The organism is Methylobacterium sp. WL18 (assembly GCF_008040015.1).
Lineage (GTDB): Bacteria > Pseudomonadota > Alphaproteobacteria > Rhizobiales > Beijerinckiaceae > Methylobacterium > Methylobacterium mesophilicum.
The window spans coordinates 1-12092 of sequence record NZ_VRVD01000084.1 but is presented as its reverse complement, the minus strand read 5'-3'; the positions used below and the strand labels follow the sequence as shown (position 1 = coordinate 12092).

12 protein-coding genes are annotated in these 12092 nt (G+C 70.2%); 4 read left to right on the top strand and 8 right to left on the bottom strand.

The annotated features are described in order from the left end of the window. Positions 1–65 precede the first annotated feature (65 nt). Entirely contained in the window at positions 66–1064 is a 999-nt protein-coding gene (locus tag FV228_RS09640; protein ID WP_147854420.1) for a hypothetical protein, read from the top strand. A gap of 97 nt (positions 1065–1161) precedes the next feature. On the opposite strand, the gene FV228_RS09635 is transcribed toward FV228_RS09640, so the two are convergent. Continuing rightward, positions 1162–1908, bottom strand: coding sequence for a YebC/PmpR family DNA-binding transcriptional regulator (locus FV228_RS09635; protein WP_147854419.1), 747 nt, complete (start codon positions 1906–1908; stop codon positions 1162–1164). A gap of 180 nt (positions 1909–2088) precedes the next feature. Between FV228_RS09635 and FV228_RS09630 the strand changes: the two genes are divergently transcribed. Beyond that, on the top strand, positions 2089–2268 hold the full coding sequence (locus FV228_RS09630) for a hypothetical protein (RefSeq protein ID WP_187277686.1): 180 nt from the start codon (positions 2089–2091) through the stop codon (positions 2266–2268). A 12-nt stretch (positions 2269–2280) separates the two neighbouring features. Here FV228_RS09630 and FV228_RS09625 read toward each other — a convergent pair whose 3' ends face one another. The 6 genes from FV228_RS09625 to FV228_RS09600 form a co-directional block, all read right to left on the bottom strand. Further along, positions 2281–4308, bottom strand: a complete 2028-nt coding sequence (locus FV228_RS09625) for a HAMP domain-containing methyl-accepting chemotaxis protein (RefSeq protein WP_281406484.1) — start codon at positions 4306–4308, stop codon at positions 2281–2283. Positions 4309–4826: 518 nt separating this feature from the next. After that, positions 4827–5576, bottom strand: a complete 750-nt coding sequence (locus FV228_RS09620) for an HAD-IA family hydrolase (protein ID WP_147854417.1) — start codon at positions 5574–5576, stop codon at positions 4827–4829. Continuing rightward, entirely contained in the window at positions 5570–6256 is a 687-nt protein-coding gene (gene rpe, locus FV228_RS09615; RefSeq protein ID WP_147854416.1) for a ribulose-phosphate 3-epimerase, read from the bottom strand. Before rpe ends, FV228_RS09620 begins: the two co-directional genes overlap by 7 nt. A gap of 83 nt (positions 6257–6339) precedes the next feature. Continuing rightward, on the bottom strand, positions 6340–6753 hold the full coding sequence (locus FV228_RS09610; RefSeq protein WP_147854415.1) for an NUDIX domain-containing protein: 414 nt from the start codon (positions 6751–6753) through the stop codon (positions 6340–6342). Between the two features lie 366 nt (positions 6754–7119). Then, the gene (locus FV228_RS09605) at positions 7120–7980 is read right to left on the bottom strand and encodes a phosphoribulokinase (protein ID WP_147854414.1); all 861 of its coding nucleotides are present in this window, start codon (positions 7978–7980) and stop codon (positions 7120–7122) included. A gap of 22 nt (positions 7981–8002) precedes the next feature. Further along, positions 8003–9058, bottom strand: coding sequence for a class 1 fructose-bisphosphatase (locus tag FV228_RS09600; RefSeq protein ID WP_147854413.1), 1056 nt, complete (start codon positions 9056–9058; stop codon positions 8003–8005). A 181-nt stretch (positions 9059–9239) separates the two neighbouring features. Between FV228_RS09600 and FV228_RS09595 the strand changes: the two genes are divergently transcribed. Together FV228_RS09595 and FV228_RS09590 are read left to right on the top strand one after the other, a co-directional pair. Then, the gene (locus FV228_RS09595; RefSeq protein ID WP_147854412.1) at positions 9240–10181 is read left to right on the top strand and encodes a LysR family transcriptional regulator; all 942 of its coding nucleotides are present in this window, start codon (positions 9240–9242) and stop codon (positions 10179–10181) included. Next, positions 10178–11419 (top strand): FAD-dependent oxidoreductase, encoded by a 1242-nt coding sequence (locus FV228_RS09590; protein ID WP_147854411.1) that lies wholly within the window; start codon positions 10178–10180, stop codon positions 11417–11419. The genes FV228_RS09595 and FV228_RS09590 overlap by 4 nt, the downstream gene beginning before the upstream one ends. A gap of 9 nt (positions 11420–11428) precedes the next feature. Here the strand turns inward: FV228_RS09590 and FV228_RS09585 are convergent. Continuing rightward, on the bottom strand, positions 11429–12092 hold a 664-nt coding region (locus tag FV228_RS09585; RefSeq protein WP_187277685.1), incomplete at its 5' end, for an MFS transporter.

Here is a 12092-nt window from a genome sequence, read left to right as displayed (position 1 = left end):
TTCAGGAACAGCCAGCTGTCCAGCCCCTTGCTGCCGAATTGCCGATCCCACCCCCCGAGTGCGTCATGGCGTCGAGCAATACCGATCACATCCATGTCGGGCGGGACAGCTGGCTGTTCCTGAAGACCGGGACCAACGACATCCTGGGGCAGTTGGAGCGGCCGGAGGCGATGGCCGAGCTGATCTGGGCGTGGCGCAGCCTCGTGTCCAACCGGGAGCGGCGGCTGCGGGCGCTCGGCATCCGGTATCGCCACGTGGTCGCGCCGGACAAGCTGGTGATCTACGACAACCACCTGGACGGGATCACCATCGCGCCGGCGGCCTCGCCGGCCAACCGGCTGCTCCACGCGGAGCCGGACCTGGGTCCCGCGTGGCGGCGGGGGCCGCGGGCCCTCTACGCGGATTGGCGGCGCCGGAAGCGCTGGCGGCAGACCTGCATTGACCTGGTGGCGCCGATGCGGGCCGCCCGGGACACCGTCGACCTCTATTGCCGGACCGACACCCATTGGAGCTTCGACGGCTGCTACCTGGCCTATGCCGAGATCTGCCGGGCCTTCGGGACGGAGCCGCGGGCGGACCTGCGGGACCGGCCGTTCACGCCGGTCGATCATGACGGCGACCTCGGCAGCGCCTTCGACCCGCCGCGCCGGGCGCCGTCACGGGCCTACCGGATCCAGCGGGATTCCCTGCGGACCTATGCCAGCCCGATCGTCGAAGCGCGCGAGAAGGCCGGCCTGCTGCACACGCTGCACGGCGGCGCCAACGTGGCCTACCGCAACGAGACGGCGGCCGATCCGCGCCGGCTGGCGCTGTTCGGCGACTCATTCTCGCACGTCATGCCGTACATGCTGACGATCCTGCTGGCCGAGACCTTCCGCGAGGTGCACTTCGTCTGGAGCACGTCGCTCGACTGGTCCTACATCGCGCGGACGAAGCCAGATTTGGTCCTCACCGAGGTGGCCGAGCGGTTCATGGCCCAGCTGCCCGACGACAGCTTCTCGCTGGACGCCTACGTGCAGGAGCGGTTCGGCGCCGAACTGGCGGCCCAGGCAGGCGAGCCCTAGAGCATCGTTCCGAAAGGTGGCGGCCGGCTTTCGGAAAAAGACGAGGCGGATCAAGAAGCTAGCGCATCGTGCCGGTTCCGATATTCGGCACGATGCGCTAGCCCTCGAGCTTGGCCATCAGCGCATCGGACAGCGCGAAGTTGACGTAGACGTGCTGCACGTCGTCCTGGTCCTCGATCACCTCGACCAGGCGGATCAGCTTCTCGCCGGTCTCGTCATCGACGTCGATCGTGTTCTGCGCCTTCCAGACCAGGCCGGTGCGGCTCGGCTCACCGAACCGGGCCTCCAGGGCCTTGGCGACCTCGCCGTAGGATTCCTGCGCGCAGACGACCTCGTGGCCGTCCTCGCTGGAGCTGACGTCGTCGGCCCCCGCCTCGATCGCCGCCTCCAGCATCGTGTCGGCGTCGGCGACGTTCGCCGGGAAGCCGATCACGCCGACCCGGTCGAACATGAACGCCACGGCGCCGGTCTCGGCGAGGCTGCCGCCGGACTTGGTGAAGGCCGAGCGCACGTCCGAGGCGGTGCGGTTGCGGTTGTCGGTCTGCGCCTCGACGATCAGCGCGGCGCCGCCCGGGCCGTAGCCCTCGTAGCGGATGTCCTCGTAGGTCTCGCCATCCGCCCCGGCCGCCTTCTTGATGGCGCGCTCGATGTTGTCCTTGGGCACATTCTCGGCGCGGGCCGCGATGATCGCCGCGCGCAGGCGTGCGTTCATGGCCGGGTCCGGCGTGCCGAGCTTGGCCGCCACAGTGATCTCGCGGGCGAGCTTGCCGAACACCTTCGAGCGGACCGCGTCCACCCGGCCCTTCCGGTGCATGATGTTCTTGAACTGCGAATGGCCTGCCATGGCGTGTGAGACTTTGTTCGTTGGCGAGGGCGGGAATCCGGGACCCCGCCGTCGCGGCTGTGAGGTCGCCGCGTTATAGGCCGCCGGCTTCCGACGAAGCAACGCGCCACCCGATCGTCACGACCGGGGAAAGATCGCCCGCGCCGGGCGTTGGCGCCGGACATGTCAGCTGGAAACCCGATGCCGCGCCGGACCGAACACAGCAGGACGGCGACGACGCCCCCGGCCGCCGACCGCCGCTGGCTCAAGCTCGGGATCGCCACGCTGCTCGGCGTGGCCGCTGGCACGATGCTGTTCGCCACGGAGGCGCAGGGGCGGCAAGCGGCAAGACGCGTGAGCCGCCCACGAGCCGGCTCGTAAGCGGTCCCCGCCTCACGCTGCCCGGACGGTGGCCAGGAAGCGCCCGACTTCGACCGTGAGCTGCTCCGACTGACGCGACAGCTCCGAGGCCGAGGTCAGAACCTCGCCCGCCGCCGCGCCGGTCTTCTCCGCCGCCCCGGCCACGCCCGTGATGGTGCGGGTCACCGCGCCGGTGCCGGAGGCCGCCTGACCGACGTTGCGGACGATCTCCTGGGTCGCCGCATCCTGCTGCTCCACCGCCGCCGCGATCGAGGCGGACACGGTGCTGATCTCCCGGATGCGGCCGGCGATCTGCCCGATCGCCGTGGTGGCCTCGCCCGTAACACCCTGGACCTCACCGATCTGCTGGCCGATCTCGCCGGTGGCCTTGGCGGTTTGGTCGGCCAGCGCCTTGACCTCCGCGGCCACCACCGCGAACCCCCTGCCGGCCTCGCCGGCGCGGGCCGCCTCGATGGTGGCGTTGAGCGCCAGCAGGTTGGTTTGGGCGGCGATGCCCGAGATCAGCCCGACCACTTCACCGATCTTGGCCACGCTCGCGGTCAGGGCGCTCACGAGCGCAGCGGTCTGGTCCGCTTCGCCCACCGCGGTCCGGGCCAGATCCGCCGAGCCGGCGACCTGCCGGCCGATCTCCTGCACCGAAGCGCCCAGTTCCTCGGCGGCGGCCGCCACGGTGCCGACATTGGACGCGGCCTGCTCAGAGGCGGCCGCGACCGTGGTCGACCGTTCCGCCGTCTCGGCCGCCGTCGTCGCCAGGGTCTGCGCCGTGGCCTGCAAGGCGCCGGCCGACGCCGAGACCGTGCCCACGATCCCGCCGGTCGCCCGCTCGAACGCGTCGGCCATCTGGTGCATCGCCGCCCGGCGCTGTTCCTCGGCGAGGCGCCGGGCCTCGGAGGATTCCGCCTCCAGCGCCGCGGTCCGGATCAGGTTGTCCTTGAACACCTGCACGGCCCCGGCCATCGCGCCGAGTTCGTCCCGATTCTGCGTGCCCGGCACGGGCGTCTCGACCGCGCCCCCGGCCAGGCGCCGCATGGCTTCGGCGAGCCCGAGGATCCGTCGTACGATACGGACCTGCACGATCAGGATCGCCGCCACCGCGAGGCCGGCCGCGAGCAGGATCGCCGCGATGGCGAGCATGAGATCCTGGCGGGCCTCGGCGGCGGCGGTCCGCGTCTGATCGACCGCGGCGGAGATGACTGCGATCGCCGCATCCGACACGGCCTTCTGGCCGGTGACGACCCCGGCATCCCACTCCACGTTCGGGACCGAGATCCTGCGCCCATCCGAGATGGCGGCGGCGATGGCCTGGCGGTGCTCGGCCATGCGCCCGCCGAAGTAGGTGGCGTTGGCCCGGGCATACATGTCGCGCACGGCGGCATCCATACCGCCGATCTCGATGGTGCGCTTGGCGACCTGCCAGGCCGTCAAAGCCTGTGTGTCGGCAATGCTCAGCTGTGTCCCTTCCGCGGGCGTGGCGGGACGGCCGCTCGCCAGGAGCCCGCTGATGATGGCCGCGGCACGGCCGCTGCTCGTGCGCGTGAGCCAGATCGCCGCCCGGGCGTCGAGGAAGCTGCCGAAGGCGGGGGCGAGGGCCTGGATATGCGCCTCGGTCGCGTCGGAGGCCGCTTCCAGCGCGATCAGGAACCGGTTGCCGACCTCGTCCAGTTGCTTGCGCAGGGACGGGTCCCGGCCGGCAAGGGGCTGATCGAGGGCCGGGTCCACGGCCGGACGCAGCCGCCGCCACGTATCGACGAAGGATTGCAGTTCGACGCCCCTGGCTTTCAGGGCGGCATCAGTCACCCCTCTCAGATCGGCGAGGGCGCCGTCGATAGCGGTGTCGAAGGCCTGGCGGCCATCCAGGGCGGTCTGCCGGTGGACGCGGTTGGCGTCGAGCTCCTCCAGGAGGGCCGTCATGTTCCACCCCCGCTCGATACGAAGCTGCGTCAGGCTCGTGAACAGGTTGCGGTCGATCGCCATGTAGGCGGCGACCTGATCGGCCAGATCCGAGCGCGCCTTGCTGCGGACCAGTTGCAACGCGGCCAAGCCGATCGCGACGGCACTGACGAGGGCGACGATCGCAACAATTGTAAAGCGAATTGAAAGCTTAGGCACAGCCAACCACCGACAAATCAAGATATCAGATCTTAAATTCGGATCGGGGACAAAGCTATGGATTTTTTATTCATTTTGACTTGGATTATTGAGCAAAAGCAATGACTATTCAGAACGTTTATATTTTTCATATTTGAAAGATCGCGGATTTTGTCATTATATAACTTCCAAGTATTCCGTTTGGCTGCTCATTCATGTCGCAACGAATGTGTGACCCCGGTTGGGAGGCAGCGGCTCAAAACAGCCTTCCGCGGCAGGCCCGATGCCCGCCGCGCACATGCCCCGCTTAAGCCTTGCGTGATCGAGAAGGATGGCGCGCGTGTTCGGGAGGCGTCGCGACTGCAGGCAGCTCAGAGCATGCCGGCGCTCGTCAGCGTCGAGATTGGCCGTCTCGGGCTTTCGTAGAACCAGCCGGCATCGATGCCGGTCGCGGGGGCGAGGCAGCCGGTTCAGCGAAGTCCCGCATGCCAAGCCCGCAAAGCGGCCAGCGTCACCACGTCGCCCGGCCATTCAAGTCCGGCGAGGTGTCGGTGCGGGTGGCCCGGCTCGCCGAGATCGGAGACCGCCGAGAAGGCGCCGTCGAGGCGGTGGCTGTCGGTGTAGCGGCTGCGGGTCGCCAGGACCGGCAGGCCGGCGGCGCGGGCCGACGCGATGCCGGGGGCGGAATCCTCGAACGCCACGGCCTGCACGGCCGGGACGTCGAGGCGGTCCAGGGCCAGCTGGAACACGTCCGGTGCGGGCTTCTTGCGCGCGGCCTCGTCGCCGGCCGCGATCACGTCGAAGGGCGTGTCGTCCGGTCCGAAATTCGCCGCGAGGAGCCGGTCGACGTTGGGCCGGCTGGTGGTGGTGGCGATGGCCAGGCGCAGGCCGGCGTTCCGGGCCTCGCCGATCAGCCGGGCGATCCCCGGGCGCAGGGGCAGGCCGTCCCCGGTCACGAGGCCGCCATACGCGATCGTCTTGCGGGCGTGGATCTCGGGCGCCCGGGCGTGGAGCGACGCCGCCTCGCCCGGATGGTGCGTGTCGATGTAGTGGGTGAGCCGTTCCTTGCCGCCCATCACGGTGAGCAGGTCGGCATAGAGCGCCGGGTCCCAGCGCCAGGGCAGGTCCAGGTCCGCGAAGGCGCGGTTGAACGCCTGCCGGTGCAGGTCCTCGGTCTCGGCGAGCGTGCCGTCGACGTCGAAGATCAGCGCCCTCAGCACGAGAGGTCGCGACCGGAGGCGCCCTCCGCGCCGGCCCGGATCGCCGCGATGCGCTCCGCGTAGGCGTCGAGACCGCCGCCGAAGACCGCGTTGCCGGCCACGAACGTGTCGGCGCCGGCGCGGCTTGCCGCCTTCACGGTCTCGGCGTCGATGCCGCCGTCGACCTGGATGCGGATGTCGCGGCCGGCCACCATGGCCCGCACCCGCGCCACCGCCTCCATGCTGCTCTTGAGGAATTTTTGGCCGCCGAAGCCCGGATTGACGGTCATCAACAGCACGAGATCCACGATGTCGAGCACCGGCTCGACCAGCGCGGCGGGGGTGCCGGGGTTGATCGCCACGCCGGCGCGCTTGCCGAGGTCGCGGATGGTCTGGAGCGAGCGGTGGATGTGCGGCCCGGCCTCGGCATGGACCGTGATCCCGTCGGCGCCGGCCTCTGCGAAGGCCGCGAGATACGGGTCGGCCGGCGCGATCATCAGGTGCACGTCGAAGAATTTTTGCGTGTGCGGGCGCAGCGCCTTCACCACCGGAGGGCCGAAGGTGATGTTGGGCACGAAATGCCCGTCCATCACGTCGAGATGGATCCAGTCGGCCCCGGCCGCGTCCACGGCGCGGGTCTCCTCGGCGAGGCGGGCGAAGTCGGCCGAGAGGATCGACGGGGCGATGACGGGAGGCAGCATGCGGTATCCGGGATCGGGCGGGCCGGGGCGAGCGCTGAAGGCCGATGTGGTTGGATCCATTTACGTCGGCTCGCCGGCTCTTCCTACCCCTGCGTGTCAGCCTGTCGGATGAGTGCGATGGCGGTCTTCGCCGCCAGCGTCAGGGGCTGCGGCGGCGCCTCCAGGTCGAACCAGTCCAGACCGTCATGCTTCTCGGGCTCGACGAGCCGCGGCGCCCGGGAATAGGCATCCACCCGATAGACCGGCGCGACCCAGTGGATACCCGCATCGGCATCGATGTGATCCACGACGCAGAGCAGCGTGACCGGCTCGATCCCGATACCGAGCTCCTCGGCGACCTCGCGCTTCACCGCATCGGCCACGGGCTCGAACAGGTCGACCTTGCCGCCCGCCAGCCCCCAATGCCCGGCCTCCGGCTCGGTCCTCCGGCGCAACAGCAGGATGCGCCCGTCGACGACGATGGCGGCCCCGCACCCGACCCGTGGCTCCACCTGCACGATCCGGCATCCCGTTTGTTATGGAATTTGCTGGTGCCACGGTGGCGACCGAGTCGCCAGTGCGGGTGGGAAAGGCGCGCAGCGATCAAAACCGCTCAGTTCTATGCTTCCATCAGCGATGTGCCGGTTCAAGGAGCGATAACGGCGGCTGGATGAACCACCTTGTCATCCCGGGGCCGCGAAGCGGAGCCCGGGATCCATAACCGCAGACGGATGAAGGTCTTGCACAGTCGGCGGCTCTGGATTCCGGGCTCGCCTGCGGCGCCCCGGAATGACAGGGTGGATGCAGGGCATTCATGCCCCCAAACTCCTGGCGCGATTGCCCGCGCGGAATCCTGCGAGCGGGAACGCCCAACCCCAAAAAAATCACGCCAGGCGGCGGCGGCGTTCCACGAGCTGCATGATCATCGGTGTCAGGATCAGCTGCATGGCGAGGTCGAGCTTGCCGCCCGGGATCACGATGGAATTGGCCCGGCTCATGAAGCTGTCGTGGATCATCGACACGAGATACGAGAAGTCGATCCCCTTCGGGTCCTTGAACCGGATCACCACCAGCGACTCGTCGGCGGTGGGGATCCAGCGGGCGATGAACGGGTTCGAGGTGTCGACGGTCGGCACCCGCTGGAAGTTGATGTCCGTGAACGAGAATTGCGGGCAGATGGTCTGCACGTAGTCGGGCATCCGCCGCAGGATCACGTCGGTGACAGCATCCGTGGAATAGCCGCGGAACGAGCGGTCCCGGTGCAGCTTCTGGATCCATTCGAGGTTGATCACCGGCACCACGCCGATCTTCAGGTCGGCGTAGCGGGCGATGTCCACGTCCGGGTCGGCCACGCAGCCGTGCAGGCCCTCGTAGAACAGCAGGTCGGAATCCGGCGGGAACGCCTCCCAATCCGAGAAGCTGCCCTCCGGGATGCCGTAGGCCCGGGCGTCGTGCTGGTCGTGGGCGTAGTGCCGGGTCTGGCCGGTGCCGTTCTCGGCGTAGCTGCGGAACACCGCCTCCAGCTCCGGCAGCAGGTTCGCCCGGGGCGCGAAATGCGACAGCGTCGGCTCGCGCGCCATCATGGCCCGCATGGTGTCGCGGTCGTACGCGTGGAACCCGTCGCCCTCGATGAACACCGCGCGCACGTCTTCCCGGCGGAAGATCTGCTCGAAGGTGTTGCGCACCGAGGTCGTGCCGGCCCCGGAGGAGCCGGTCACCGAGATGATGGGGTGCCGCGCCGACATGCTCTTGAACTTCGCGTTGCGTTTACGACCGCATCAATCCGCGCTGGCCGAACAGCGGCGAGCGACCGGCATCGGGCTTGCCGCCCGCGTAGTAGGCGGCCACGCACGCGACCTCCTCGGTGGAGCCGCAGACCAGGGGCGCACGCTCGTGGATCCCGGTGGCGACCAGGTCGAGGATGCGGGTCTGGCCGTCGGTCGCGGCGCCACCGGCCTGCTCGATCAGCATCGCCACCGGGGCGACCTCGTAGAGCAGCCGCAGGCGGCCGCGGGCGTAGTTCTTGCGGGCGTCGCCCGGATACAGGAACACGCCGCCGCGGGTCAGCACGCGCTGGATGTCGGCCACCAGCGAGGCGAGCCAGCGCATGTTGTAATCCTTGTCGCGCGGGCCCTCGGTGCCGCGCTGGCAATCCTCGATATAGGCCTTCACGGGGGCGTCCCAGTGCCGGACGTTGGAGGCGTTGATGGCGAATTCCTTGGCCGAGGCCGGAACCGACATGGCTAAGCTGGTCAGGCGGAACGCGCCCTCCTCCCGGTCGAGCACGTAGGATTGGGTGCCGTCGCCGAGCGTCAGGATCAGCGCGGTGGCCGGGCCGTAGGTCACGAAGCCGGCGGCGATCTGGGCGGTGCCCGGGGTGGTGAACGAGGCCAGCGGGTTGGCCGGGTCCTTGATCGACGGGCGGATGCCGAAGATCATCCCCACCGCCATGTTGACGCCGATGTTGGACGAGCCGTCGAGCGGGTCGATCGCCACGGCCAGCGGCGCGTCGGGGTTCAGCCGCATCACCGCCTCGGCCTCCTCGGAGGCGACCTCGGCGACGGGGGCGCCCTGCAGGGCGGCGGTCACGCTTTCGTGCGCGATCACGTCCAGCGCCTTCTGCACGTCGCCGTCGCTGTTGTTCTCGCCCGCCGCCGCGAGGTCGCCGTCGAGTGCGCCGCGCCCGATCAGCGCGCTGATCTCCACCGCCGAGCCCGCGATCGCCCGGATCACCGCGGCGGCATCCTTCAGGGCCGGGTTGGCCTCGACCGCCTGCGCCAGGCAGGTTTCGAGAGGCGTCCCGATCGCTGCTGAAATTGCCATCGGCCTGTCTCTCCTGCTCAAATCCCGCCTGCCGGGATCGCGCGTTCCGCGCCGGTCTGTAGCGACCCCTCTACCACCATGATAGCGGGCGGCGCGCCCCGATCGACAAGAACCGGGGACGCCACGCTCAAGATTTCTGGGGGATCTTGTGTCATAGGACAAAAAAAACGAGACCTCCGCCATGCGCAACCTCTCTCTCAAGCAGCTCCAGGCGGTGGCGGCGGTGGCCCGCCTGGGGACGATGACCCGGGCCGCCCAGGAGCTGAACGTCACCTCGGCCGCCCTCTACGCGCGCATCCGCCAGCTGGAGGAAGAGGCCGGGCTGCTGCTGTTCGACCGGACGCCGGGGGGCCTCAAGCCCACCGATGCCGGGCGCGAGATGCTCTGGGCGATCGACAGCATCAACACCGTCCTGGAGACCTGCACCGACCGGCTGCGGACCCTGCGCGGCGCCGAGGGCGGGCGCGTCGCGCTGGGCGTCGTCTCGACGGCCAAATATTTCGCGCCCCAGGTGATCGCGGGCTTCGTCAAGAAGCACCCCGGGGTCGAGATCAGCCTCTCGGTGCGCAACCGCGGCCAGACCGTCGAGGCCCTGCGCGGCTACGAGATCGACTTCGCCGTGATGGGCCGGCCGCCCCGGGACTTCCCGATCGAGGCGGCGACGTTCGGTCCGCACCCGCTGGTGCTGGTGGCGCCCCCCAGCCACCCGCTCGCCGGCCGGACCGGGCTGTCGCGCGAAGACCTGGCCGACCAGCCGTTCTTTTTCCGCGAAGAGGGCTCCGGCACGCGCACGGTCTTCGAGGAGTTCATGAGCGGTATCCTGGTCAAGCGGGCGCTGCTCGACATCGACACCGGCTCCAACGAGACCATCAAGCAATCCGTGATGGCGGGGCTCGGGATCGCGCTCCTGTCGGTCCATTCCGTGGCGGCCGAGGTCGAGAGCGGCCGCCTCGCGCTGCTCGACGTGAAGGGCCTGCCGATCCGGCGCGACTGGTACGCGGTGCGCCGGGCCGACAAGGTTCTGGGCCCGGCGGCCTCGGCGGTCTGGTCCTACCTGATGAGCGACGGCGCGCGCATGCTGCCGGGCGTGACGCTGCCCGAAGTGACCGGGGCCAAGGCGTGAGCGCGGCCGGCATCGTCGTCGCCGGCTCCGGCCAGGCCGGATTCCAGCTGGCCGCCTCCTTGCGCGAGGGCGGGTTCCGGGATCCGATCACCCTGGTGGGCGACGAGACCACCCTGCCCTACCAGAGGCCGCCCCTGTCCAAGGCCTATCTCGCCGGCAAGACCGACGCCGAGGGCCTGTTCCTGCGCCAGCCCGGCTTCTTCGCCGAGCATGCCATCGCCCACCGCCCCGGCCTCCGCGCCGTCGCGATCGACCGGGCCGGACGGCGCCTTCAGCTCTCGGACGGCCAGAGCCTCGCCTACGACCACCTCGTGCTGGCCACCGGCGCCCGCAACCGGCCGCTGCCGGTGCCGGGGGCCGACTTCCCGAACGTCCGCCAGCTGCGCGACCTCGACGACGCCGACGCGCTCCGGGCATCGCTCGATTCCGCCCGGTCGATCGTCGTGATCGGCGCCGGCTTCATCGGCCTGGAATTCGCCGCCGTGGCCGCCGCCCGGGGCCTGTCGGTGACCGTGGTCGAGGCGGCCGACCGGCCGATGGCCCGGGCGGTCTCGCGGGAGATCGGGCAGTTTTTCCGCATTGCGCACGAGGCGTGGGGCGTGCGCTTCGCGTTCGGGGCTGGCGTGACCGCGATCACCGGGCGAGAGGGCCGCGCCACCGGCATCGTGCTGGCGGACGGGCGGGAGCTTCCCGCCGACGTCATCCTGATCGGCATCGGCGTGCTGCCGAACCGGGAGCTGGCGGCGGAGGCCGGCCTTCCGGCCGAGGACGGCGTGCGGGTCGACGCGTTCCTGGCGACGCCCGATCCCGCGATCTCGGCGATCGGCGACTGCGCCCGCTTCCCGAGCCCGTTCGCGCATGGGCTCAGCCCGGACGGCACGGTGCGGATCGAGTCGGTGCAGAACGCGATCGACCAGGGCCGCTGCCTCGCCGCGCGGCTCAACGGCAAGCCGGCCGCCTACGGGGCGCTGCCGTGGTTCTGGAGCGACCAGGGTCCGCACAAGCTGCAGATCGCCGGCCTGTCCGGGCCCGGCGATCCCAGCGTGGTTCGGGGCTCCGGCGCGGCCTTCTCGGTGTTCCGCTTCCGGGACGGTTCGCTGAGCGCGGTCGAATCGGTCGACCGAGCGGCCGACCACATGATCGCCCGGCGCCTGCTGGCGGCGGGGACCCCGCTCACCCCGGACCAGGCGGCCGATCCCGGCTTCGACCTCAAGGCGCTGGCGATGGCCCGCCCCTGACCGGACCGGTCAATCCGAGAAGGCGATCTTCGGCCCCGGCCGCTGCAGGGTCACCGCCGTGGCGATCCCGAGCCCCAGGATCGTGACCGCGCAGGCCGCGAGCGCCCCGAACTGCCCGAGCTGCATCAGGGCCTGACCCAGCACCGCGACGCCGAGCGCCTGCCCGCAGAAGAACGAGAACGCGTGCAGGGCCACCGCGGAGGCGCGGGCCGTGGGCGCCACCTCGGTCACCTGCGTCTGGAAGGTGTTGTGCAGCATGTAGAAGCCGAGCCCCATCGCGGTCAGGGCGGCGCAGTCCACCTGCCAGCTACCGGCCAGCCCGACCACGGTGAGCGAGGCGCCGCAGATCAGGCCCCCGCCGATCAGCATCCGGGGCATGCCCAGCAGCCGCACCAGCACCCCGACCAGGGCCGAGTAGAGCAGGCCGCCGATGGCGAAGCCCGCGAGCACCAGGCCGGCCTCCCGCGGGCCGCCCTCGCCGCGGGCCTCGATCAGCGGGGCGAGGTGCGGGAACACGCCGAAGATCGCGATCGCCTCGACGAACACCGCGGTGAACAGGATCCGGGCCCGCGGATTGGCCAGGATGGTGCGGTAGCGCCGCACCGCCTGCCCGAAGGCGGGGCGGCGGGCCGGGAGGCTGCCGGTGCGGTCGAAGCCGAACACGGTCGCGGCG